This window comes from Paraburkholderia sp. MPAMCS5, from assembly GCF_036016995.1.
Classification (GTDB): Bacteria; Pseudomonadota; Gammaproteobacteria; order Burkholderiales; family Burkholderiaceae; genus Paraburkholderia.
The window spans coordinates 308,469-331,785 of record NZ_JAYXBK010000005.1 but is presented as its reverse complement, the minus strand read 5'-3'; the positions used below and the strand labels follow the sequence as shown (position 1 = coordinate 331,785).

At 64.4% G+C, this 23,317-nt stretch carries 20 protein-coding genes; 2 read left to right on the top strand and 18 right to left on the bottom strand.

Annotated features, from left to right (window positions below; genetic code table 11):
• Positions 1-176: 176 nt before the first annotated feature.
• Positions 177-1,409, bottom strand: a complete 1,233-nt coding sequence (locus tag VOM14_RS14385) for a cytochrome P450 (RefSeq protein ID WP_327629377.1) — start codon at positions 1,407-1,409, stop codon at positions 177-179.
• Between the two features lie 322 nt (positions 1,410-1,731).
• Here VOM14_RS14385 and serB point away from each other — a divergent pair, with 322 nt between their 5' ends.
• Positions 1,732-2,571, top strand: coding sequence for a phosphoserine phosphatase SerB (serB, locus tag VOM14_RS14380; protein WP_327629376.1), 840 nt, complete (start codon positions 1,732-1,734; stop codon positions 2,569-2,571).
• A gap of 76 nt (positions 2,572-2,647) precedes the next feature.
• On the opposite strand, the gene VOM14_RS14375 is transcribed toward serB, so the two are convergent.
• From VOM14_RS14375 to VOM14_RS14325, 11 genes are all read right to left on the bottom strand, one after another.
• Positions 2,648-3,832, bottom strand: coding sequence for a cystathionine beta-lyase (locus tag VOM14_RS14375; protein ID WP_327629375.1), 1,185 nt, complete (start codon positions 3,830-3,832; stop codon positions 2,648-2,650).
• Between the two features lie 127 nt (positions 3,833-3,959).
• Positions 3,960-4,619: a hypothetical protein gene (locus tag VOM14_RS14370; RefSeq protein ID WP_327629374.1), complete on the bottom strand. Its 660-nt coding sequence runs from the start codon at positions 4,617-4,619 to the stop codon at positions 3,960-3,962.
• Between the two features lie 39 nt (positions 4,620-4,658).
• Entirely contained in the window at positions 4,659-5,843 is a 1,185-nt protein-coding gene (gene bktB, locus VOM14_RS14365) for a beta-ketothiolase BktB (protein ID WP_327629373.1), read from the bottom strand.
• Positions 5,844-5,914: 71 nt separating this feature from the next.
• Positions 5,915-6,850, bottom strand: a complete 936-nt coding sequence (locus tag VOM14_RS14360; protein ID WP_327629372.1) for a sugar kinase — start codon at positions 6,848-6,850, stop codon at positions 5,915-5,917.
• Positions 6,851-6,853: 3 nt separating this feature from the next.
• Positions 6,854-8,245, bottom strand: coding sequence for a 30S ribosomal protein S12 methylthiotransferase RimO (rimO, locus tag VOM14_RS14355; protein ID WP_327629371.1), 1,392 nt, complete (start codon positions 8,243-8,245; stop codon positions 6,854-6,856).
• Positions 8,246-8,426: 181 nt separating this feature from the next.
• Entirely contained in the window at positions 8,427-9,050 is a 624-nt protein-coding gene (phaR, locus tag VOM14_RS14350; RefSeq protein WP_327629370.1) for a polyhydroxyalkanoate synthesis repressor PhaR, read from the bottom strand.
• Positions 9,051-9,177: 127 nt separating this feature from the next.
• Entirely contained in the window at positions 9,178-9,918 is a 741-nt protein-coding gene (locus VOM14_RS14345) for a 3-ketoacyl-ACP reductase (protein ID WP_327629369.1), read from the bottom strand.
• 204 nt (positions 9,919-10,122) lie between these two features.
• The gene (locus tag VOM14_RS14340; RefSeq protein ID WP_327629368.1) at positions 10,123-11,304 is read right to left on the bottom strand and encodes an acetyl-CoA C-acetyltransferase; all 1,182 of its coding nucleotides are present in this window, start codon (positions 11,302-11,304) and stop codon (positions 10,123-10,125) included.
• 144 nt (positions 11,305-11,448) lie between these two features.
• Positions 11,449-13,320: a class I poly(R)-hydroxyalkanoic acid synthase gene (gene phaC, locus VOM14_RS14335; protein WP_327629525.1), complete on the bottom strand. Its 1,872-nt coding sequence runs from the start codon at positions 13,318-13,320 to the stop codon at positions 11,449-11,451.
• Positions 13,321-13,873: 553 nt separating this feature from the next.
• On the bottom strand, positions 13,874-14,740 hold the full coding sequence (gene pgeF / locus VOM14_RS14330; RefSeq protein ID WP_327629367.1) for a peptidoglycan editing factor PgeF: 867 nt from the start codon (positions 14,738-14,740) through the stop codon (positions 13,874-13,876).
• On the bottom strand, positions 14,737-15,975 hold the full coding sequence (locus VOM14_RS14325) for an RluA family pseudouridine synthase (RefSeq protein WP_327629366.1): 1,239 nt from the start codon (positions 15,973-15,975) through the stop codon (positions 14,737-14,739). The genes pgeF and VOM14_RS14325 overlap by 4 nt, the downstream gene beginning before the upstream one ends.
• A gap of 38 nt (positions 15,976-16,013) precedes the next feature.
• Here VOM14_RS14325 and VOM14_RS14320 point away from each other — a divergent pair, with 38 nt between their 5' ends.
• Complete coding sequence (locus VOM14_RS14320) at positions 16,014-16,874, top strand: outer membrane protein assembly factor BamD (RefSeq protein WP_327629365.1); 861 nt, start codon at positions 16,014-16,016, stop codon at positions 16,872-16,874.
• A gap of 111 nt (positions 16,875-16,985) precedes the next feature.
• On the opposite strand, the gene rlmD is transcribed toward VOM14_RS14320, so the two are convergent.
• The 6 genes from rlmD to surE all read right to left on the bottom strand — a co-directional run bounded on the left by rlmD (position 16,986) and on the right by surE (position 23,173).
• Positions 16,986-18,416: a 23S rRNA (uracil(1939)-C(5))-methyltransferase RlmD gene (rlmD, locus tag VOM14_RS14315; protein ID WP_327629364.1), complete on the bottom strand. Its 1,431-nt coding sequence runs from the start codon at positions 18,414-18,416 to the stop codon at positions 16,986-16,988.
• Between the two features lie 67 nt (positions 18,417-18,483).
• Positions 18,484-19,260 carry a 3'-5' exonuclease gene (locus tag VOM14_RS14310; RefSeq protein ID WP_327629363.1) on the bottom strand — a complete coding sequence of 259 codons (777 nt, stop codon included), beginning with the start codon at positions 19,258-19,260 and terminating at the stop codon, positions 18,484-18,486.
• 4 nt (positions 19,261-19,264) lie between these two features.
• A complete protein-coding gene (gene rpoS / locus VOM14_RS14305) occupies positions 19,265-20,344 on the bottom strand; it encodes an RNA polymerase sigma factor RpoS (RefSeq protein WP_327629362.1) in 1,080 nt (359 codons plus the stop codon).
• A gap of 11 nt (positions 20,345-20,355) precedes the next feature.
• On the bottom strand, positions 20,356-21,291 hold the full coding sequence (locus tag VOM14_RS14300) for a peptidoglycan DD-metalloendopeptidase family protein (protein ID WP_327629361.1): 936 nt from the start codon (positions 21,289-21,291) through the stop codon (positions 20,356-20,358).
• 5 nt (positions 21,292-21,296) lie between these two features.
• Positions 21,297-22,418 carry a protein-L-isoaspartate(D-aspartate) O-methyltransferase gene (locus tag VOM14_RS14295; protein WP_327629360.1) on the bottom strand — a complete coding sequence of 374 codons (1,122 nt, stop codon included), beginning with the start codon at positions 22,416-22,418 and terminating at the stop codon, positions 21,297-21,299.
• Positions 22,415-23,173, bottom strand: coding sequence for a 5'/3'-nucleotidase SurE (surE, locus tag VOM14_RS14290; RefSeq protein WP_327629359.1), 759 nt, complete (start codon positions 23,171-23,173; stop codon positions 22,415-22,417). The genes VOM14_RS14295 and surE overlap by 4 nt, the downstream gene beginning before the upstream one ends.
• Positions 23,174-23,317 lie beyond the last annotated feature (144 nt).

Sequence of the window (23,317 nt, the reverse complement as noted above, 5' to 3'; positions counted from 1 at the left end):
GTGTGAGCCGCTTTCTTTGCTTACTTTCTTTGCTTACTTTCTTTGCTTACTTTCTTTGCGGCCGCAAAAGTGAGTGCCGCCCAGCAAAGGGGCAACGCTAATAGACCGCAAGCAAAAGCAGTAACACCCAAACCCCGAAAAAAAACACCCCGCAACGCGGCCAATCCCCGCAAGCACTAAGCACACACAACCGGCACCGCTGCAAACCCCCGAAATCGCACGCGACCTCCCCGCACCGGCTCGCCGTCCAGGCGATAAACCGGAAAGCGCCGCACGAAACGGCCGATCGCAACGCGCGCTTCGAGCCGCGCGAGCGACAAACCCGCGCACTGATGGATGCCGAAGCCAAAAGCGAGATGCCGGTTCGGCGCACGGCGAATATCGAAGCGGTCAGGCTCGGCAAACTGCTCAGGGTCGCGATTGGCCGCGCCGATGCACAGCGTAATGGGCGTGCCGCGCGCCACCGGCGCACCGCCAATTTCGGTATCGACCGTGGTCATGCGGTTGCCGAGCTGGTTCGAACTCTCGAAGCGCAAACATTCCTCGACGGCCGATTCGATCAGCGCGGGCGCCTCCAGCAATGCCGCGCGCTGCTCCGGCCACTCGCATAGCGTGACGAGGCCGTTGCCGATCAGATTCGTGGTGGTTTCGTGACCCGCATTCAGAATGAAGATGCAGTTTTGCAGCAGCTCCGCTTCGGACAACTGCTCACCGCCGGCCTCGCCTTGAATCAGCCGCGTGAGGACATCGTGTTGCGGGTCGCCCGGTTCGCGCCGGCGCCGTGCGACCAGATCGCGCAAATAGTCGATGAAGTCGCTCACGGCGCGATTGCCGCGCTCCAGTTGCGCGAAGGTCAGCGACGGTTCGAGCGCGCCCAGAATGGCGAGCGACCAGTCACGCAACGGCGCGCGCTCCGCGTGCGGCACGTCGAGCAGATTACCGATGATCTCCACCGGAATCGCCGAGGCGAACTCGCTGATCAGATCGATGCGTCCGCGTTCGGCTGCGGCGTCCAGCAAGCCGTCGACGAGACGGACCAGTCCCGGCTCCATGGCCGCGATCGCGCGCGCGGTCAACGCGCCTGCGATCAGTTTGCGCACCCGCGTATGACGCGGCGGGTCGTTGAACACGAGACTCGTCGTGTGATGCGCGTAGAGCGGCGAGTCGCCGTACTTCGGCCCGAACTCGACGGTCTTGTCGGAACTGAAGGTTTTCGGGTCGCGGTAGACGGCCTGCACGTCGCGAAAACGCGTGAGAAAGAGTGAACCGTCGGGCATGTGTTTGATCGGCTCGTGTGTGCGCAGCGCGTGGTAAGCCGGATACGGATTCGCGTAGAACCCGGGGCTCAGATCGCGCAGATCGAAGTCGCGCGCGAGGGTGGCTGCGTCGCCGGCGGTCGCCGTGGGCATGTGTTGTCTCCAATGTTGTGATTCTTATTGTTCGGCGTGTCTTGCTTTTCAAGGCTCGTTATTCAAGCCCCCTTCGCCAAAGCCCGTTGTTCGGCGCGTCTCGCGAGCGAACTCCTCGCCATGCCCCTCCCGCGCGACAGCAACGCGCATTAAGGCGTCGTTCGATGCGTCAGTATGAACCGGGCGCGCTGGCATTGCACTGCCGCTCAACTGCGCTTTGCGTTTCTCCGGCGCAGCGCCGGCGCGTGCCCTCGACCCGTTACAATAGCGGGATTTTCCGCGCGAGCCGCGCGCCCGCCCTTTCCTGGTCAATGCGTCGTTCATGAACCTCGTCATCCAAAGCTCTGCGCCGATTTCCGCCGATCACCACAAAACGCTCGTCGCGCTCGCGCGCGGCTCGCACGTCACCCTTGTCGACGAGACCGCGATTCGCATTGCGGGCGCCGATCTCGCGCAGCGCGCCGACCTCGACGTCTATTGCGGCACGCATCGGCTGGACTACGCTTTTGTCGAAGCCAGCCGCCAGTTGCGCGACTTCGGGCTTGTCGCCATGGACATGGATTCGACGCTGATCACGATCGAATGTATCGATGAAATCGCCGACTTCTGCGGCCTGAAAGCCGAAGTTGCCGCGATCACCGAGGCTTCGATGCGCGGCGAAATCAAGGACTTCAACGAAAGCCTGACGCGCCGCGTCGCGCTGCTCAAGGGTCTGGACGCAAGCGCGCTCGAACGCGTCTACGAAGAACGCCTGCAACTCTCGCCGGGCGCCGAGCGAATGCTGGCGGGCGCGAAAGAAGCGGGACTGAAAACGCTGCTCGTCTCCGGCGGATTCAACTTCTTCACCGAAAAACTCAAGGCGCGGCTCGGCCTCGATTACACGCGCGCCAATACGCTCGAGATCGTCGACGGCAAGCTGACCGGCAAGGTGCTCGGCGAAATCGTCAACGCCGATGTCAAGGCGCGCACGCTGCGCGAGACCTGCGCGCAACTGCACATCGAGCCCTCCCGCGCGATTGCGATGGGCGACGGTTCCAACGACCTGAAAATGATGGCCGAAGCAGGACTTTCAATCGCGTTCCGCGCGAAGCCGGTCGTGCGCGAAGCGGCCAGCGTGTCGTTTAACTACGTGGGCCTCGACGGGCTGCTGCGGTTGTTCTAAATCTATCGGATAAAAAAAGCCCGCCGGGAATGCATCCCGGCGGGCTTTTTTTCACTGCGCCGACGGCAATATCAAATCACGCCAGCGCCGCGAGACATTGCTCGATATCGGCGCGCAGATCCGCTTCATCTTCGAGGCCGATGTAGAAGCGCACCAGCGTGCCGCGATGTGGCCACTCGCCTTCGGTGCGCATCGCGGCGACGTTGTACGGCATCACGAGGCTGTGCGCGCCGCCCCAGCTCCAGCCAATCGAGAAGAGCGCCAGCGACTCGCAGAACGTGTCAATTTGTCCGGCGCCGTAGCGCCCGTCGAACACGACTGAAAACAATCCGCCCGCGCCCGTGAAGTCGCGCTTGAAAAACTCATGGCCGGGACAGTCGGCCACGGCCGGATGCAACACCGCGGCAATTTCCGGCCGCGTCTTCAACCACTGCGCGAGCGCGAGCGCCGAACGGTCATGTTGCTCGAATCGCAGTTGCATGCTCGGCAGGCTGCGCAAAATCAGCGAACAATCATCCGACGACACGCCGATGCCCATGCGCATGCGCGCCGCTTTCAGCTTCAGATGCAATTCGCGATCGACCGTGATGGTCGCGCCCATCAGCACGTCGCCGCCGCCGGACTGATACTTGGTCAGCGCCTGCACCGAAATGTCGACGCCGTGATCGAACGGCCGGAAACCCAGACCGGCGGACCACGTGTTGTCGATCGCCGTCACGACGTTGCGCGCGCGGGCCGCGGCCGTGATCGCCGGAATGTCGGCCACTTCCATGGTCACGGAACCGGGCGCTTCGAGCCAGATGAGGCGCGTGTTCGGCTGGATCAGATCGGCGATGCCCGCGCCGATCATCGGGTCGTAGTAACGCGCGGTCACGCCGAAGTCGCGCGCCAGCCAGTCGCCGTGATCGCGGTTCGGGGAATAGACGTTGTCGGGAATCAGCACGTCGTCGCCGGATTTGACGAGCCCGAAGTACACATTCGAGATCGACGACAGCCCCGACGGCTGCAACAGCGCGTGATTGCCGCCTTCGATCGCGGCCAGGCGCTGCGCGAGAGCGAGCGACGTGGGCGTGGCATGCAGGCCGTAGCGCCACTGGGCGTCGTTTTTCCAGTCGAGCGCGCGCATCGTCGCGAGGTCGGGAAACACGACGGTCGAGGCGCGCGTGACCGGCGGCGAAAACGATTCGAAGCCCGGCGTGAGCTTGTCTTCCGCGTGCACGATGCGCGTTTGCAGCGCGCGTTTGGGTTTGGCTTGGGTCATGGTGAATTCGCTGAAAGCAGACGGAGCGGCGCACGGGGAACGCGGCGCCGCTCACGCAAGAGTAAACGAGCCGGCGAAATGCCGCCGTGCGCGGCGCAAGAACGGGGAAGGCTCGCGGCGGGCAGACTCACTCGCCGGTTTGCAGGTTGCTAACGCCGCCGACCGGATGCCCGCCGCCCTTCGCGGACGTGGAAGCCGACGTGGATGCCGGTGCGGGCGTGCCCGCCGCCGTGCCGCCCGCGCCGGCTTCCCCGCTTTTCGCGGATTTCCCGCCCGAGGCTGTCGGCACCGCTTGCCCGGCCGCCAACGGCTTCAGATCGAACGGCTGCGGCTCGGAATCGTCGACGTTCATGCGGTCGCCGGCCACGGAGCCATCGGCGGCGAACTTGCCGACCCAATTGCCGGTGATGTGCGTGCCGTCGTTCGATTCCTCGACTTCGAGCGTATCGCCGTCGCGGTCGCCCGCGATCAGGATCACTTCGCCCGTGTCCGTGAACTGATACTCGCCGTGCACGCCGGACGGATCGTCCTTCTTGGCTCCGAGCCGCAGCACGATCTGACGCGGCCCGAGCATGCCGCTATAGCGCGGGAATTTCGCGAATTCGGGGCTCGGCTTGAGCGGCAACTGGATCGGCGGCGGCGCCGCCAGCTCCTTGACGGCGTCGCTCTGCGCCCACGCTTGCGCGGGAAGCGAAGCCGCCGCGGCCATACACAGCAAAGCGGCGATGCTCAAGACTGTGGCGCCGCGCCGACGCGCCGCGCCCTTCACCGATTTCGATTCCTGCATCCTTTGATTCCTTATTGCCTGATACGGCTCGTTGCGGCTTCAGATCCGTTCGAAGATCGCCGCGATGCCCTGCCCGCCGCCGATGCACATCGTGACCAGCGCATAGCGCCCGCCGATGCGCTGGAGTTCGTACAGCGCCTTCACGGTGATCAGCGCGCCGGTCGCGCCGATTGGATGCCCGAGCGAAATGCCCGAGCCGTTCGGATTCACTTTGGCCGGGTCGAAGCCCAGTTCCTTGCTGACCGCGCAGGCCTGGGCGGCAAACGCCTCGTTGGCCTCGATCACGTCGAGATCGGCGACGGTCAGGCCGGCGCGCTCCAGCGCCTTGCGGCTCGCCGGCACCGGACCGATGCCCATGTAAGCCGGATCGACGCCCGCGTGCGCGTACGACACGAGCCGCGCCAACGGCTTGATGCCGCGCTGCTGCGCGACACTGCGCTCCATCAGCACGACGGCGGCGGCGGCGTCGTTGATGCCCGACGCGTTGCCCGCCGTGACCGTGCCGTTTTCCTTCGCGAACACGGGCTTGAGCTTCGAGAAATCTTCCGCCGATGCGTTCATGCGCGTGTGCTCGTCCGTGTCGAACACCACGTCGCCTTTCTTCGACGGGATCGTGACCGGCAGGATCTGATCCTTGAAATAGCCGCTCGTGATCGCGTGGGCCGCGCGGCGATGCGATTCGAGCGCGAGCGCGTCCTGGGCTTCGCGCGAAATGTCGTATTGCCGTGCGACGTTTTCGGCGGTCACGCCCATGTGGATCGACTGGAACGGGTCGTTCAGCGCGCCGACCATCATGTCGACGAGGCGCGCGTCGCCCATGCGCAGGCCGAAGCGCGCGGCGGGCATCGAGTACGGCGCGCGGCTCATGTTCTCCGCGCCGCCGCCGATCGCGATGTCCGCGTCGCCGAGCAACACGCTTTGCGCGGCGGAAACGATCGCCTGCAAGCCCGAGCCGCACAGGCGGTTCACGGTCAGCGCGGGCGTGTGCTGCGCGACGCCGCCGTTGATCGCCGCCACGCGCGCGAGGTACATGTCTTTCGGCTCGGTATGCACGACGTTGCCGAACACTACGTGGCCGACTTCGTCGCCGGACACCTGCGCGCGCGCGAGCGCCTCGCGCACGACGCGCGCGCCGAGATCGGTCGGCGGAAAATCCTTCAGACTGCCGCCGAATCCGCCGATTGCCGTCCGCACACCGCTCACCACCACTACGTCCCGTTGCATAGCTCGCTCCTCTTCTAGTTTCTCAAGATGATGTAGCCCGGCAAACACGCGCAGCGCGCGGCGCGCGGCGCTCAGCCCGCCAGAATCTGTTCGACCGCCGCGCGCGACGGGATCGGCGCGACCGCGCCGTAGCCTTGCGTGGACAGCGCGGCGGCCACGTTTGCGTAACGCGCCGCGGCAAAGGGATCGTCGCCCGCCACCATGCGCGCGATGAAGGCGCCGCCGAAGCAGTCGCCGGCGCCGGTTGCATCGACCGCATTGACCGTGTGACCCGGCACGACGCGCCGCTCGTCGGGCGTCGCGATATAGGAGCCTTCCTTGCCGAGCTTCAGCGCGACGACCCGAGGCCCGTGCGACAGCAGGAAATCGACGATCTCATCGCGGCCCGTCAAGCCGGTCAGTTCGGTGACGTCATCCCAGCTCGGCAAACAGATGTCGGTCTGACGGATCGCCTCCAGCATCACCGCGCGCGCCCGGTTGAGCGGCCACAGCTTCAGGCGCAGATTGGTGTCGAAACTCACGCGCACGCCGCTGGCGCGGGCATGCGCCATGGCTTCGAGCGCTGCGTCGCATGCGCTCAAGCTAATCGCGAGGCTGATGCCCGACAGATGGACGACCTTGGCCGCCGCGATCGCGTCGAGCGGCAGGTCATGCGGCGCATAACGGCTCGCCGCTGAGCCGGCGCGCAGATAGTCGAACGCGTGGCCGTGCGGACCGTGCGACACGAAATAAACACCCGTGGACGCGCCCGGATCGATCCGCACGAGCGCCGTCTCCACGCGCTCGCGCTCCCACAGATCAATCAGCAGCCGCCCGAAATGATCGGCGCCGACCGCCGACACGAAGCCGGTGCACGCGCCCTGCCGCGCCGCCGCGATGCAGAAATTCGACGTGTCGCCGCCAAAGCCCTGCAGATAGTTCGGCGCGTCTTTCGCCGACTGGTTGAACTCGATCATCGCCTCGCCGAGCGCGAGGATGTCCGGGCTAGCGAAGCGCTCTGCCGTCATTGCTCAGACCTCGCCCCACAGGTCGTGACCGTCGGCGCCGGTGATCTTCACCGACACGAAATCGCCGACCTTGTAACGCCTGGACGCCTTGGTCGCGGGCGCGATATACACGACACCGTCGATCTCCGGCGCGTCCGCCGCCGTGCGGCCGATGCCGCCGTCGGCATTGATTTCGTCGACCAGCACTTTGAGCGTCTTGCCGACTTTCTTCGCGATGCGTTTGGCCGACACTTGCTCGGCCACTTCCATGAAGCGCGCGCGGCGCTCCTCGCGCACTTCGTCGGGCAACGCGCCGTCGAGTTCGTTCGCCGTTGCGCCTTCCACCGGCGAATAGGCAAAGCAGCCGACGCGATCCAGTTCTGCCTCGCGGATGAAGTCGAGCAGCGTCTCGAACTGTTCCTCGGTCTCGCCGGGGAAGCCCGCGATAAACGTGCTGCGGATCGTCAGGTCCGGGCACATCTCGCGCCACGCCTTCACGCGCTCCATCACTTTTTCGGCGTTGGCCGGGCGCTTCATGCGCTTCAGCACTTCCGGATGCGCGTGCTGGAACGGCACGTCGAGATAGGGCAGCACGTGGCCCTTGTACGGGCCTTGAGCCATCATGGGAATGACTTCGTCGACGCTCGGGTACGGATACACGTAATGCAGACGCACCCATGCGCCATGTTGCGCGGCGAGCTCGCCGAGCGCGCCGACCAGATCGGTCATGCGCGTCTTGATCGGCTTGCCGTTCCAGAAGCCGGTGCGATATTTGACGTCGACGCCGTATGCGCTCGTGTCCTGCGAAATGACGAGCAACTCCTTCACGCCGGATTTGAAGAGGTTTTCTGCTTCGAGCATCACTTCCGCGACCGGACGCGACACGAGATCGCCGCGCATGGACGGGATGATGCAGAACGTGCAACGGTGGTTGCAGCCCTCGGAAATCTTCAGGTACGCGTAGTGACGCGGCGTGAGCTTCACGCCCGCGGCCGGCACCAGATCGACGAACGGATCGTGCGGCTTCGGCAGATGCGTGTGGACGTGCTGCATCACTTCGCCCAGCGCGTGCGGGCCGGTGACAGCCAGCACTTTGGGATGCACTTCTTCGATGAGGCCCGAGCCGCTCGCGCTCTTTTTCGCGCCGAGGCAGCCGGTCACGATCACCTTGCCGTTTTCGTTGAGCGCCTCGCCGATGGCGTCGAGGCTCTCCTGCACGGCTTCGTCGATGAAGCCGCAGGTGTTGACGACCACGAGGTCCGCGCCGTCGTACGTGCCGGAAATCTCGTAACCTTCGGCGCGCAGCTGGGTGATGATCTGCTCGGAGTCGACGAGCGCTTTCGGGCAGCCGAGGCTGACGAAGCCGACCTTCGGACTGGAAGGTGTCGGCGAGGTGGAGGGAGTGGTCTGCGACATAGGTGAATCCGGCGTATAGCGGTGACGTGGCGACAAGGGGAACGGTGCGGGAGGACTTCGGGAGCCGGAGGGCCATATCGCCCCGCTCCGCAGGCAAACGCCCCGCGCACGCAACCCGCCATTGTACCGCGCTCGCGGCGCCCAGTTCGACGCGAGGCCGCTACCGGAACCGCGGCAACCGTTACTTCTTCTCCGGCTCCGGATTCGCCTGCGGATTGGCCGGCGCCGCGGCGTTCGCGTTGCCCGGCGCATTCACGCCGCCAGCCGCCGAAAACGGGAAGGTGGCGAACATCGACTTGGCCTGGTTCTGCATCTGCTCCTGCATCTGCACGAACATGTTCTTGGACTGCTCGATGTAGCTCGTCATCATGCCTTGCATCATCGGCGCCTGCATGTTCATGAACTGCGACCAGACTTCGGGGTTCATCGCCTTGCCTTCGTACAGATTCTTTGACTGGTCGGCGAGCTTCGCCTGAATGTCGATGAAAGCCTGGATGTTCTTTTCCAGATACGTGCCCATCATGCCCTGCATCGCATGGCCGTAGAAACGGATGATCTGCGAAAGCATCGACGACGAGAACATCGGCAAGCCGCCGCTCTCTTCCTCGAGAATGATCTGGAGCAGGATCGCACGCGTCAGGTCCTCGTTGCTCTTCGCATCGATAACCTTGAAGTCTTCCTGGTCCAGAACGAGCTGTTTGACGTCCGTCAGCGTGATGTACGTGCTTGTCTCGGTATCGTAGAGCCGCCGATTCGGATACTTCTTGATCAATCGATCGGCTGCTTTCTTTGTAGTAGTAGTCATGTAACGCCTTTGAGCGCAAGTAGAGCACGGCGGCGTGCCGGCTGCGCAATCGGGCATTTGCGCAGCCGGCACGCCGCCGTAACCATCCGAGCCAAACGCGCTGCCTTGTGAGCGGCGCGCCTGTAACTCAGCCCATATGCAAACCGCCGTTCAGCGAGAAATCCGCGCCCGTGGAAAAACCCGATTCGTCCGACGCGAGCCACGCCACGATCGAGCCGATTTCGTCCGGCTGGCCGAGGCGGCGCACCGGAATCGTCGCAACGATCTTTTCCAGCACGTCGGGGCGGATCGACTTGACCATGTCCGTGCCGATGTAGCCCGGCGACACGGTGTTGACCGTCACGCCCTTGGTGGCCACTTCCTGCGCGAGCGACATCGTGAAGCCGTGAATGCCGGCCTTCGCGGTCGAGTAGTTGGTCTGGCCGAACTGCCCTTTCTGCCCATTCACCGACGAAATATTGATGATGCGGCCAAAGCCGCGCTCGACCATTCCGTCGATCACCTGTTTCGTGACGTTGAAGAGGCTGGTCAGATTGGTGTCGATCACCGCGGTCCAGTCTTCGTGCGTCATCTTGCGGAACACGACGTCGCGCGTAATGCCCGCATTGTTCACCAGCACGTCGATCTCGCCGACTTCGGACTTGACCTTGTCGAACGCGGCCTTGGTCGATTCCCAGTCGCCGACGTTGCCTTCGGACGCGACGAAGTCGAAACCGAGCGCCTTCTGCTCGTCGAGCCACTTCACGCGACGCGGCGAATTCGGACCGCAGCCCGCGATGACCCGGTAGCCTTCCTTGTGCAGCCGCTGGCAGATGCTCGTGCCGATGCCGCCCATCCCGCCCGTTACGTACGCAATTCGCTGTGTCATGAACTAGACTCCATTATCGTTTTCGAGGCGCCGACCGGCTACCTCTACCCTCGCCAGGATGCTTGATCCAGAGTGCCGCCGGGCGACCGGCCGGCGAGGCCGCTGTGGCCACGCGCCGCCTGCTGCAAAGCGGCGCGCGGCCAATACTGCTGACGCCTGCCGGCGCCTTTGCGCGCGCGGTGAGGCGCGCGCTCATTCTGATGATCAGACGCGCTCGACCGCCAACGCGACGCCCATGCCGCCGCCGATGCACAGCGAAGCCAGGCCCTTCTTCGCATCGCGCTTCTGCATTTCGTGCAGCAGCGTGACGAGAATCCGGCAGCCGGACGCGCCGATCGGATGGCCGATCGCGATCGCGCCGCCGTTCACGTTGATCTTCGACGTGTCCCAGCCCATCTGCTTGTGCACGGCGAGCGCCTGCGCGGCGAACGCTTCGTTGATTTCCATCAGGTCGAGGTCGGCCGGCGTCCAGCCCGCGCGCTCGAGGCAGCGGCGCGAGGCCGGCACCGGGCCCATGCCCATGACTTTCGGATCGACGCCCGCGTTCGCGTAAGCCTTGATGCGCGCAAGCGGCGTGAGGCCGAGCGCTTCCGCTTTCTTCGCGGACATGACCAGCACCGCCGCCGCGCCGTCGTTCAGACCCGACGCGTTGGCCGCCGTCACCGTGCCTTCCTTCGAAAAAGCCGGCTTGAGGCCAGCGAGCGATTCAGCCGTCACGCCATGACGCACGAACTCGTCGGTTGCGAAACGCAGCGGGTCGCCCTTGCGTTGCGGAATCTCGACCGGCACGATTTCGTCGTCGAAACGGCCCGCCTTCTGCGCGGCTTCCGCCTTGTTCTGCGACAGCGCCGCGAACGCGTCCTGCTGCGCGCGCGTGATGTCGAATTCCTTCGCGACGTTTTCCGCGGTCACGCCCATGTGGTACTGGTTGTACACGTCCCACAGGCCGTCGACGATCATCGTGTCGACGAGCTTCGCGTCGCCCATGCGGAAGCCGTCGCGCGAGCCCGGCAGCACGTGCGGCGCGGCGCTCATGTTTTCCTGACCGCCGGCGATCACGATGTCGGCGTCGCCCGCGATGATCGCGTTGGCCGCCAGCATCACGGCCTTCAGGCCCGAGCCGCACACCTTGTTGATCGTCATGCCCGGCACCGCGGAAGGCAGCCCCGCCTTGATCAGCGACTGGCGCGCGGGATTCTGGCCCGAGCCCGCCGTGAGCACCTGGCCCAGGATCACTTCGCTCACCTGCTCGGGCTTCAGCCCCGAGCGTTCGAGCACCGCGCGAATCACCGTCGCGCCGAGTTCGGGCGCGGCGATCTTCGCCAGCGACCCACCGAATTTGCCAACTGCCGTACGGGCGGCCGATACGATCACAACATCAGTCATTTCCATATCCTCTGGGCCTAACGGCTGACTACGCCGCGGCCCGTCAAGTTAAAAATCTCGTTGCTTGTCAAATCGCTAGCTGGTGCACCTTCGTGGGCGTCCGGCTCGTGCGAACGCCTCATTCATGTTGCCCGTTCGCCCGACTTACTCGCGCTGCCGCACGTAACGTCCCGGCGCCGGCTCGATCACCGGGAATTCCGCGGAACCGGCCGTGGCGCGCGGCTTCACTTTTTTTCCGCCGTACTGGTCAAGCCATGTGGTCCACTCGGGCCACCAGCTTCCGGGCGCTTCGCTCGCCTCGCCGAACCATTCGTCCGGGCTGTCCGGCAATGCTTTGGCCTCGCCTTCGATCTTCCAGTAACTGCGCTTTTTCTTCGCGGGTGGATTGATCACGCCAGCGATGTGACCGGACGCGCCGAGCACGAACTTCAACGGACCGTTCAAAAGCGGAACCGACGCGTAGGCGGTTTGCCACGGCACGATATGGTCTTCGCGCGAACCGTAGATAAAGGTGGGCACGTCGATCTTCGAGAGGTCGACCGGCTCGCCGCACGTGGTCAGTGCGCCCGGCTCGCGCAGACGGTTTTCGAGGTACGTGTTGCGCAGATACCAGACGTACATCGGGCCCGGCAGGCTCGTCGAGTCGCTATTCCAGTACAGCAGATCGAACGGCACCGGCGTGCGGCCTTTCAGGTAATTGTCGACGACGTAGTTCCACACCAGGTCGTTCGGGCGCAGGAACGAGAACGTGTTGGCGAATTCGACGCCGCGCATGAGTCCCGGCGGCACGCCGTTCTTGCCGCCGATGGTCTGCTCGCGCATCTGCACATGCGCTTCGTCCACGAAAATATCGAGCACGCCCGTGTCGGAAAAATCGAGCATGGCGGTGAGCAGCGTCATGGACGCGGCCGGATGTTCGCCGCGCGCCGCCGCCACCGCGAGCGCCGTGGCGAGCAGCGTACCGCCGACACAGAAGCCGAGTGTGTTGATCTGTTCGCGGCCGCTAATGCTGCTCGCCGTTTGAATCGCGGTGAGCACGCCTTCGCCGACGTAGTCGTCCCAGGTTTTATGCGCAATGGACGCATCCGCGTTGCGCCATGAAATCAGAAACACCTGATGCCCCGAATCGAGCGCGTGCGCGACGAGCGAGTTCTCAGGTTGCAGATCGAGAATGTAGTACTTGTTGATGCAAGGCGGCACGATCAGCAACGGCCGCTCGCGCACGGTGGCCGTGCGCGGCGTGTACTGGATCAGTTGCATCAGTTCGTTTTCGAACACCACCGAGCCTTCGGTGGTCGCGAGATTTTCGCCGACGACGAAACGCGATTCGTCCGTCTGCGAAATCTTGCCGCGCTGCATGTCGGCAAGCAGGTTCATCACGCCTTGCCGCAAGCTCTCGCCCTGACTTTCGAGCAGGGTCTTTTGCGCCTCGGGATTCAGCGCGAGGAAGTTGCTCGGCGCGGCCGCCGCCGTCCATTGCTGAACAGCGAAACGGATACGCTCGCGAACCTTCGGTTCGGCTTCGAGCGCGTCGACCATTTCCTGCAGATAGCGCGCGTTCAGCAGATACCACGCAGCGGTGAATGCATAAGCCGGCGTGGCACTCCATGCGTCCGCACTGAAGCGGCGATCCTTGAGTTCGGGCGCTTTCGGCGTGGAAGCGCTCGCCTGCTGGATCAGCGCCATGGCTTCGTGCGAATAATCGGCCTGGAGTTTGCGCAGACGCTCCGGCGAAATGGCCGCTGCGGGAATGTTCAACCCGGCGAGCGATGGCATGGCGGGCATGGAAGGCATCGCGCCCGCCGCCAGCTTGCTGAAATCGGGCATGCTTGCAACGCCGGGAAAGCCCGCGAAACCTGGAAAGCCTGGAAAGCCCGACGGCATTTGCGGCAAACTCCAGGGCGCGGCGCCCTGAAAGTGAGGCATGGCGAACGGCGCGCCGTTCATGCCATTCGCGCCGGGCTGCGCGCCGAGCGAACGCCACGCATTCATCCATGCGTCGATAAATTGCTGCATGCCCGCGGCCGGTGTCGCACCGCTCGTATCGGCCTGCTGCGTTTGCTCCTTCGAGGAGTCGGTGCTGGGAGATGCTGAGGAGTGAGAAGCTGCCATACCTGCTTTTGACCGGTAAGTCCTTGCGGACGGTTGAGAGGCAGGTTCCTGCGCACGTGGGCGATCGTTCGCGCCCTCGTCACGCCCTGTCCCATGTACGAGGAGCTGTGAGGAACATTCTTGCTCCCCATCGCAGGGCATGTCAATGCTTGTTCCCGATTTTGCCGCAGTGCGATACTTTTTTAATTATCGTTTTCCCTGTATCGCTAATCGCGCTTATCAGACATATGTCAACTGAATGGCGGAGGACGAATAAAACAGCTTATTGCAGCGCTTTATTCACATTTATGCATTTCGGAGGCACCCATTTTCGCGGCTTATTTATTCACACGCGAAGCGTCTCCGGCAGCGCAGCAAAAAAACAGCGGCCCGCGCGCGGAAAAGCGCGTCGTCGCGCTTTTCGATGTGTTTTCCCGAGGGGCGCCGCGCGTGAGCCGGATGCATCGCGCGAGGCCGATCAATCGGCGAGTGTCTGCGCCTGTGCGTCGAGCCAGATGAGCGCGGCCATGCGACCGGTCTCGCGATCGCGGCGATACGAATAGAAGCGCTCGGGTTGCGTGACCGTGCACAGATCGCCGCCGGCAATGTGCGTCACGCCGAGCCGCTGCAAGCGCAGACGCGCCAGCGCCGGAAGATCGGCAAGGTATTTGCCCGCGTTTTGCGGATGCTCGACGAACGCGCGCGCCGTGGCATCGCGTTGTGCGCCGTCCACGCCGTCCACGCTTTTCATGAAGGCGTCACGCACGTCCGGGCCGACCTCGAACGAGCCCGGTCCGATGCACGGACCGAGATACGCGTTCAGCGCGCCCGTTTCCACTCCGGCGAGTTCGGCGACGCGAGCAGCCGTCTGTTCGACGATGCCCGACGCGAGTCCGCGCCATCCCGCGTGCGCCGCGCCGACCGCGCGCCCTGCTTCGTCGCAGAACAGCACCGGCATGCAATCGGCCACCATCACGACGCAGGCGATGCCCGCCTGGTCGGTCACGCTCGCGTCCGCCTGCGTCGGCGCGCCGTTCGCGCGCGCCTCGGCAAGCGCGTCTTGCGCACGCACGATGCGCGCGCCGTGAACCTGATCGAGCCACGCGGCGTCGCTCACGCCGGCGAGCGCAAGCAGGCGCGCCCGATTCGCGGCAACCGCGGCGCGATCGTCACCGGAATTCATCCCGAGATTGAGGCCGCCGGGCTGGTGCGCGCCGTCGCGCCAGCGGCCGAACGGCGGCGCACTCACGCCGCCGTCGCGCGTGGTGACGAGCGCGCGCACGCGCGGCGCCACGTTCCATGCGGGTTGCACGACATCGGCAAAGCTCAGTTCGGGCAGGCTCATGCGTGATCGTCCTCGTCGTCCTGAAGAGAGTGGCCGGCTGCGTCGTCTTCATCGTCGTAGCCGTCTTCCTCATAGTACGTCTCGTCGAATTCGCCTGCATCGTCGCGGCCCAGACCGAGCGCCGCCGAGAGCGCCGCAATGTCTTCCGGCACATCCGCGCGCCATTGCATCGTGCGGCCGGTTTTCGGATGGATCAGCCCGAGGCGCCATGCATGCAGCGCCTGCCGCGCGAAGTCGCCGGGCAGCGGCGTGACCGAGCGCTTGCCGCGCGCGCGCCCATACACCGGATCGCCGAGCAGCGGATGGCCGATATGCGCGCAATGCACGCGGATCTGATGCGTGCGGCCCGTTTCGAGATCGCAGTGAATCGCGGTGACCGGCTGACGCTGCCAGATCGCCGATTCGACGCGCCGGAAATGGGTGCGCGCCGGCTTGCCCGACGCGCCCGTCACTACCGCCATGCGCGTGCGTTCGCGCGGATCGCGGCCGATTGGCGCGTCGATCGTGCCTTCTTCCGGCATGTTGCCCCACACGAGCGCGAGGTAGCGGCGCTTCACCGTGCGCGCCTGCAACTGGCGCACGAGATCGGTCTGCGCTTCGAGCGTGCGCGCGACCACCATCAGCCCCGAGGTCTCCTTATCCAGCCGATGCACGATGCCCGCACGCGGCAGTCCCGCCGCCGCGTCGCCATAGCGGTACAGCAGACCGTTCAGCACGGTGCCGCTCCAGTTGCCGGCCGCCGGATGCACGACCATGCCCGCCGGCTTGTTGATGACGACGAGCGTGTCGTCTTCATAAACGATATCGAGCGGCACCGGCTCGGGCGTGAAGGCGAGCTGCTCCGGCAAAAGGTCCGGCACAAGCTCGATGGTCGCGCCGAGCGGCACCGGCTGGCGGATCCTGGCCGGCTTGCCGTCGATGCGCACGCGCTCCGCCTCGATCCAGCTTTGCAGCCGGTTGCGCGAGAATTCGGGGAAAACGCGCGCGAGCACCTTGTCGAGGCGCTCGCCGGCGAGTTCGTCCGGCACGACGGCGCTGCGCGGCGTTTCGTCCGCGACGCGGTTGGCCACGGACGGCACCAGGCTCGCGGGAGCGGCTCGTCCGAGCGCGTCGGCGCCGAGGTCGTCGTCGAGGGAATCGACGCCCAACGCGTCGGAGGGGTCAGCGCTTACGCTATAATCTTCGTTGCTATTCCCGGCACCGGTTGCAGCGCCTGGAGTATTTGAGCGGGTCATTGAGTCTGGGTCACCTGGACGTAAAGCTAGACTGGAAAATGCGAGCCTTGAACACCATCACTAAAGCGGCGATCAATTTGAAGGCCATCAAGAACGCGGCCCGGAAAGTGGCCGGATACATTGCGTGTGCCGCAGCCGTCGCGGTTGTTGCGGCTTGCCACGGCCTGCCGGAGAAGACCGACGAAACGGCAACGTGGAACAACAACAAATTATATACGGAGGCGAACGACGCACTGAGCGGCGGCGATTTCGGCAAGTGCGCGAAATACTTCGAGATGCTCGAGGGCCGCGACCCGTTCGGTCACTTCGCACAGCAGGCGCAGATCAACGTCGCGTACTGCAGCTGGAAAGACAATGAAACCGCGGCCGCCGATCAGGCCATCGACCGCTTCATCCAGTTGCATCCGGATCACCCGGACATCGCGTACGCGTACTACCTGAAGGGCATGATCCACTTCAACGACGACCTCGGTCTGTTCGGCCGCTTCTCCGGCCAGGACATGAGCGAGCGCGATCCGAAGTCGCTGCGCGAGTCGTACGACGCGTTCAAGGTCGTCGTGGATAAATTTCCGAACAGCAAATACGCGCCGGACGCCGCGCAACGCATGCGCTATATCGTGAACGCGCTGGCGTCGCACGAAGTTCACGCGGCGGATTACTACTATCGCCGTGGCGCTTATGTGGCAGCGATCAACCGCGCGCAACTGGCGTTGAAGGAATACAAGAACGCACCGGCTATCGAAGACGCGCTGCACATCATGATGCTGTCGTACGAGAAGCTGAACCAGCCGCAACTCGCCGACGACACCAAGCGCGTGCTGGCCGGCACCTTCCCCGACAGCCCGTACATCACCGGTCATGCACGGCCCGGTAAGGAAAAGTCGTGGTGGCAGTTCTAAGCCGCACGGTATGCTGAAAGCACGCTGAAAAAGCGGCACCCAAGCAAAACGCCACGACCGAGGTCGTGGCGTTTTGTTTGGTGCGTTTTGCTTGATGCGTTCAGCGTCGGCTCAATCCCGCTCGAACAGCGCAATCGACTCCACATGCGACGTGTGCGGAAACATGTTGACCACGCCCGCGCCGACCAGCCGGTAACCCGCCTCGTGCACCAGCAACCCTGAGTCGCGCGCAAGCGTCGACGGATTGCAGGACACATAGACGATGCGCTTCGGCAGCGGCCCGTGGCCGCTCTGCGCGATCTCCGCCAACGCCTTCGCGACTGCCAGCGCGCCTTCGCGCGGCGGGTCGATCAGAAACTTGTCGAAGTGGCCGAGCGCGCGGATGTCGTCGGCGGTGACTTCGAACAGATTGCGGCAGGCAAACGACGTATGCCCCGCCACGCCGTTCAGTTCGGCATTGGCCAGCGCGCGCGAGGTCAGCACTTCGCTGCCTTCGATACCCACCACTTCCTTCGAAATGCGCGCGAGCGGCAGCGTGAAGTTGCCGATCCCGCAAAACAGGTCGAGCACGCGGTCCGTGCGCGCGGGCGCCAGGAGTCGCAGCGCGCGGCTCACGAGCACACGGTTGATCGCGTGATTGACCTGCGTGAAGTCGGTCGGCTTGAACGGCATACGGATGTCGTATTCCGGCAGCGTGTAGTCGAGCTGCACGTCGAGCGGATAGAGCGGCGTGACCGTGTCCGGGCCGCCAGGCTGGACCCAGAACTGCACCTTGTGCTCGTCGGCGAACTCGCGCAGCACCTGCTCGTCCGCTGCGGTCAGCGGCTCGAGGTTGCGCACCACGAGCGCCGTCACCGATGAACCGACCGCCAGTTCGAGCTGCGGCATGCGGTCGTAAATGGAAAGCTTGCGCACCATGAAGCGCAGCGGCATCAACATGGCCGACACATGCGGCGGCAGCACTTCGCAGGTTTTCATATCCGCGATGTAGCTGCTCTTTTTCTCGTGAAAGCCGATGCGCATGCCGCCCTTTTCAGGCAAAAAACGCACCGCCAGCCGCGCGCGATAACGATAGCCCCAAGCCGGTCCGTGAATCGGCCGGAACACCGTTTCCGGGCGCAGCTTCGCCAGATGCTGAAGGTTGTCCTCCAGCACGCGCTGCTTCACGGCGACCTGGGCGCGAATGTCGAGATGCTGCATCGAACAGCCGCCGCAAATATCGAAGTACACGCATTTCGGCTCGGTGCGCATCACGCTTTCGCGGAAAACCTGCACGACTTCGGCCTGCTCGAACTTCGGCTTGCTGCGATGCGTCGAATAACTCACGCGCTCGCCGGGCAGCGCGCCTTCGACGAAAATCACCTTGCCGGGCGTGCCGTCTTCGGTCTCGGTGCGGCCGACGCCGCGCGCTTCCATATCGAGTGAGACGATTTCGACGACCGGTTCATTGCCGGTAATGACATGTGGAGCAGCCGCGGCGGGCGCCTTGTGGTGCTTCGAGGGGCGCTTCGGCGAGCGACGATGGGGGGCAGTTCGGGACACCTGCAACTTCCTGACAAACTTGGGGAAAGGCGAGATTGTAGACGAAGCGCCGCGCCCGTCCACGCGACTACTGATCGAACGCCGCCAGATACTCCGCCCATTGCGGCGCCGCTTCGAGCGCGAGCGCGTTCTTGACCAGATTGATCTCGTCGGCATATTCGGCGGCGGAAAACGCGCCGCGAATCAGCTGGAAGCGGCAATACAGCAAATACGTATTGACGACGTCGGTCTCGCAGTAATTGCGGATTTCCTCGATGCGCCCTTCCTGAAACGCATGCCACACCTGGCTGCCGTCCATGCCCATCTTGCCCGGAAAGCCGCACATTTTCGCGAGCGCGTCGAGCGGCGCGTTGGCGCGCGCCTGGTACATGGCGAGCACGTCCATCAGGTCCGTGTGACGCGCGTGGTAGCGGCTGATGTAGTTGTTCCACTTGAACTCGCGGTCGTCTTCGCCGAGGTCCCAGAAACGGTAAGCGGCAATCCCGTTGACGAGCGCGCGATAGTTCAGCACCGGCAGGTCGAAACCGCCGCCGTTCCACGACACGAGCTGCGGCGTGTATTTCTCGATCACGCGATAAAACGATTGCACGAGTGCCGCTTCGCCGTCTTCGGGCGTGCCGAGCGAGCGCACGCGAAAACCGTTGTTGTCGCGAAACACGCAGGAAATCGCAGCCACCCGTTGCAGATGATGCGGCAGAAAATCGCCGCCAGTCTTTTCACGGCGCGCGGCGAAAGCGTGTTCGGCGACTTCGGCGTCGCTCATCGAGGCAGGCAAATCGTCGAGACGGCGGATGCCGGCGACATCGGGAATCGTCTCGATGTCGAAAACAAGAATCGGTGTCATCAAATTAGAGAACGGCGTCTTTCCGGACGCCGTTGGAGGCGAAGAAGCGCTTTAACCGCACGAGCGCTTCCTGTTGGATCTGGCGCACACGCTCGCGCGTGAGGCCCATTTCATCGGCCAGCTCTTCGAGCGTGGCAGGTTCGATGTGATTCAGACCGAAGCGGCGTTCGATCACATGGCGATGCTTGTCCGACAAGCGCGCGAGCCACGCGCGCGTGAGCGTTTCCAGTTCGCGATGCTGAACCTCCGCATCCGGCGACTGACTCTGGTCATCGGACAACAAGTCGAGCAAACTGCTGGCCGGGTCGAGATCGAGCGGCGCGTCGAGCGACGCCGTGTGCTCGTTCAGCGCGAGAATGTCGGTAACTTCGTCGGTGGTCTTGCCGGTCAGATAAGCGATGTCGTCGATGCTGGCGTCGCGGCGCTCGGCGGCTTCGCCGGAATTCATTGAATTCTTTTCCAGATGGCGCTTGGCGCGCAGCACCTGATTCAGCTCGCGAATCACGTGGACCGGCAAGCGCACCGTGCGTGCCTGGTTCATGATCGCGCGCTCGATGCTCTGTCGAATCCACCAGGTGGCGTAGGTCGAAAAACGGAAGCCGCGCGTGGGATCGAATTTTTCGATCGCGTGCATGAGGCCGAGGTTGCCCTCCTCGATCAGATCGAGCAGCGGCACGCCGCGATTCAGGTAACCCTTAGCGATGCTGACGACAAGCCGCAGATTGCGCTCGATCATGACCTGGCGCGCTTCGAACTCGCCCGCCTTCGCGAGACGCGAGTACTTCTGCTCTTCCTCGACGGTGAGAAGCGGCTTCACGCTGATGCGGTTCAGGTAGTGCTGAATCGTGTCGGCCGTGAGTTCGGCTTGCAGCAGCGCGCGGAAATCGTCGGCGTCAGGCGCGGCCTCGCTTGCGGCTTCGCGCGTGTCGCCGCCTTCTTCCGAGTTCTGGCGCTCGTCGAGCTCGCGCTCCTCGACGAGTTCCTCTTCCGCTTCGGAAGCGCCGCTGTCGTCCATCGAAGCGGACGTGGCATCGCTGATCGTTTCAGATTCGGCTTGCGGCAGGCGGCGCTTCGATTTCGGCATGGTCGTATCGCTTATTGCGGCGGCAAATACTTCAGTGGGTCGACAGGTTTGCCCTGCCGGCGAACTTCGAAATGCAACATCACGCGGTCTGCATCGCTGTTGCCCATCTCGGCGATTTTCTGCCCTTTTGTTACCGCGTCCCCTTCTTTTACCATCAAAGCGCGGTTGTGTGCATACGCCGTGAGATAAGTTGCATCATGCTTGATGATAATGAGATTGCCGTATCCACGCAGCCCATTTCCGGCATAGACCACGCGGCCGTCGGCGGAAGCCTTGACCGCCTCGCCTGCCGAGCCACCAATATTGACGCCTTTGTTTGTCGAATCGTTAAAAGTGCCGAGCAGCGGGCCGCGCACCGGCCACGAGAAGTTCACGTTGCCAGACGCGCCGGCCGTGGAGTCGCTTGCTGCGCCCGCACTCGACGGCGGCGTCAGCGCAGCGTTGTTCGCGGCCGCGCCGTAGAGCGGCGGCGCCGCGACGCCGGCTGCCGCGCCCGGCGACGTGCCGTTCAGCGGCGCCGTTTGCACCGCGCCATTGCTGCCGATCGGCGCGGTCGATACACCCGGCGTCAACGCGGCGGTGTTCGCGCCCGGCGGCACGACGCGCAGCAGTTGATCGACTTCGATCTGATTCGGGTTCGTGAGATTGTTCCACGTCGAAATGTCACGATAGTTCTGGCCGTTTTCGAGCGCGATCCGGTACAACGTGTCGCCCGGCTTCACGCGATAGTAGCCAGGCGGCGGCGGTCCGAGCGGCGCGGCCGGTTGCGACTGCGCAGCTTGTGTGCCGAGCACGTTGCCGCCGGAGCGATCGACGACGGGCGCCTGGTCGAGCCGGGATGCACACGCCGTCATCAACAGGGACAAGGCGAGCACGCACACGCTACGCTGGGTTACGGTCATGGGGACATTCAAGGTGGTTCTTTGCATCGCGCGCAACATACTCATCGGTGTCAAATCACTCCGGATTTTAAGGGTACAAAGAAAACGCGATCAAGCCGCGACTCGCGCCACTGCGCCGGTCCAAGACGCTCGACCAGCGTCAGCACCTGGCTCTGGCCTTCCTGCGAGCCGACCGGCGCGACCAGACGGCCGCCGATCGCGAGTTGTTCAAGTAATGCTTGCGGTACGTCGAGGCCCGCGGCGGCGATCAGGATCGCGTCGAACGGCGCCGCCGACGGCAGACCTAGACGTCCGTCGCCATAGTGCAGCCGGATGTTCGGAATTCGCAGCGGACGCAGATTTGTCTTAGCGCGTTCGGACAACGGCTTGATGCGTTCGATCGAATACACCTCGCGCGCGACCTGGCTCAGCACCGCCGCCTGGTAGCCGCAGCCGGTGCCGATTTCCAGCACGTTGTTCAGCGCGCGGCCCGCCGCGGCCAGCTCGATCATGCGCGCGACCACCGACGGCTTCGAGATGGTCTGGTGATGACCGATGGGCAGTGCGGCGTCTTCGTAAGCCTGCACCGCGAGGCCCGGATCGACGAACATGTGGCGCGGCACGACCGCCATGGCGTTCAGCACGCGCGGGTCGGCCACACCGTTTGCGCGCAGACGTTCGACCATCCGCTCGCGCACCCGTTCCGACGTCAGCGCCATGGCGCCGTTCAACGCGACATTCGGCGCGGCGCTGCGTTCGTTGGGCCACGTCGCGGATTTCGCCGCCGGCGCGGACTGCGACGCGGGTTTGCTGACCGTTCGCGCCGGCACGGACACCGCGGCCGCTGTTTGAGCCGACGATGCAGCGCGCCCGTTGGCGCTCTGCACAACAGCTCTCGCCGGCGCTTTTGCCGCAGGGGCGGCAAGCGGCTTGGGCGGCGCGATGACCGGCTGCTTTGCCGGCGTCTGCGCCTGGCTCTGACCGAGCCCCTGAGTGGGTGCTCTGCCCGGCTTCGCCTGCGTCCTGGCCGCCGCTCCCGGCAGATTCTTCTCCGCCTGCTGGCGCGCATTCAGCGCCGCGCTCGCCGCAAGCGCGGCCGCGCGCACTTCGCCCGGCCGGCCTTCGGGACGGCGCGGCTCGCGCACCAGATCCTCGAGGCCAAGCGGGAAGCGCTTCGCGCGCTCGCTCGTCATGAAGTGCCGCTGCCCGCGCGCGCCCAATCGCGCGCCGCCGGCAGCATTTGCGTGTGAGTCAGGTCGAGTTGCAGCGGCGTGATCGACACATGGCCATTGGCGACCGCGTGGAAATCCGTGCCCTCGCTCGCATCGCGTGCGCTGCCCGACGGCCCGATCCAGTAGATCGGCTCGCCGCGCGGATTGGTCTGGCGGATGACCGGCTGCGACGGATGCCGTTTGCCGAGCCGGGTGATGAGCCAACTGCCGAGCTGGTCGTACGGCAGATTCGGAATATTGACGTTCAGAAGCGGATGCCCCGGCAGCGGATTCGCGAGGTAATGCGCGACGATTTCCGCGGCGACGCGCACGGCGTCTTCGAGATGAACCCAGTCTTTATCGACGAGCGAGAATGCGATGGCCGGCACGCCGAACATGATGCCTTCCGTGGCGGCCGCGACCGTGCCCGAATAGAGCGTGTCCTCGCCCATGTTCTGACCGTTGTTGATACCGGACACGACGAGATCGGGCGTGTGGTCGAGCATGCCCGTCAGCGCGATGTGCACGGAATCGGTCGGCGTGCCGTTCACGTAGTAGAAACCGTTGGCCGAGCGCAGCACCGACAACGGCCGCGACAAGGTCAAGGAATTCGACGCGCCGCTGCAATTCTGTTCGGGCGCCATGACAGTGACATCCGCGAGCGGCTTGAGCGCTTCGTAAAGCGCGCCAAGGCCGGGCGCCAGATAACCGTCGTCGTTGCTGAGTAGGATTCGCATGCGGCGATTGTAACCGAGGAAAGAAGGCGCGCGAACGACACGGCGAGCATTGCCCGCGGGCGGTGCGAAGCAGATGCGCAAGGCTTGCCGCGCACGTTTGAAAAGCCTGCCGCGCGCCGCTCCCGGAGAGCGGCGACGTGTGTG

Bases quoted from the DNA above. Each gene is read 5' to 3' on its own strand.
- VOM14_RS14320 (WP_327629365.1), top strand. From the start codon at position 16,014: ATGCGAGCCTTGAACACCATCACTAAAGCGGCGATCAATTTGAAGGCC.
- rpoS (WP_327629362.1), bottom strand. From the start codon at position 20,344: ATGCCGAAATCGAAGCGCCGCCTGCCGCAAGCCGAATCTGAAACGATC.
- VOM14_RS14325 (WP_327629366.1), bottom strand. From the start codon at position 15,975: ATGACCCGCTCAAATACTCCAGGCGCTGCAACCGGTGCCGGGAATAGC.
- VOM14_RS14375 (WP_327629375.1), bottom strand. From the start codon at position 3,832: ATGACCCAAGCCAAACCCAAACGCGCGCTGCAAACGCGCATCGTGCAC.
- VOM14_RS14300 (WP_327629361.1), bottom strand. From the start codon at position 21,291: ATGAGTATGTTGCGCGCGATGCAAAGAACCACCTTGAATGTCCCCATG.
- VOM14_RS14345 (WP_327629369.1), bottom strand. From the start codon at position 9,918: ATGACACAGCGAATTGCGTACGTAACGGGCGGGATGGGCGGCATCGGC.
- VOM14_RS14360 (WP_327629372.1), bottom strand. From the start codon at position 6,850: ATGACGGCAGAGCGCTTCGCTAGCCCGGACATCCTCGCGCTCGGCGAG.
- bktB (WP_327629373.1), bottom strand. From the start codon at position 5,843: ATGCAACGGGACGTAGTGGTGGTGAGCGGTGTGCGGACGGCAATCGGC.
- VOM14_RS14310 (WP_327629363.1), bottom strand. From the start codon at position 19,260: ATGACACCGATTCTTGTTTTCGACATCGAGACGATTCCCGATGTCGCC.
- VOM14_RS14295 (WP_327629360.1), bottom strand. From the start codon at position 22,418: ATGACGAGCGAGCGCGCGAAGCGCTTCCCGCTTGGCCTCGAGGATCTG.
- phaC (WP_327629525.1), bottom strand. From the start codon at position 13,320: ATGCAGCAATTTATCGACGCATGGATGAATGCGTGGCGTTCGCTCGGC.
- rimO (WP_327629371.1), bottom strand. From the start codon at position 8,245: ATGTCGCAGACCACTCCCTCCACCTCGCCGACACCTTCCAGTCCGAAG.
- surE (WP_327629359.1), bottom strand. From the start codon at position 23,173: ATGCGAATCCTACTCAGCAACGACGACGGTTATCTGGCGCCCGGCCTT.
- pgeF (WP_327629367.1), bottom strand. From the start codon at position 14,740: ATGAGCCTGCCCGAACTGAGCTTTGCCGATGTCGTGCAACCCGCATGG.
- VOM14_RS14370 (WP_327629374.1), bottom strand. From the start codon at position 4,619: ATGCAGGAATCGAAATCGGTGAAGGGCGCGGCGCGTCGGCGCGGCGCC.
- phaR (WP_327629370.1), bottom strand. From the start codon at position 9,050: ATGACTACTACTACAAAGAAAGCAGCCGATCGATTGATCAAGAAGTAT.
- serB (WP_327629376.1), top strand. From the start codon at position 1,732: ATGAACCTCGTCATCCAAAGCTCTGCGCCGATTTCCGCCGATCACCAC.
- VOM14_RS14340 (WP_327629368.1), bottom strand. From the start codon at position 11,304: ATGACTGATGTTGTGATCGTATCGGCCGCCCGTACGGCAGTTGGCAAA.
- VOM14_RS14385 (WP_327629377.1), bottom strand. From the start codon at position 1,409: ATGCCCACGGCGACCGCCGGCGACGCAGCCACCCTCGCGCGCGACTTC.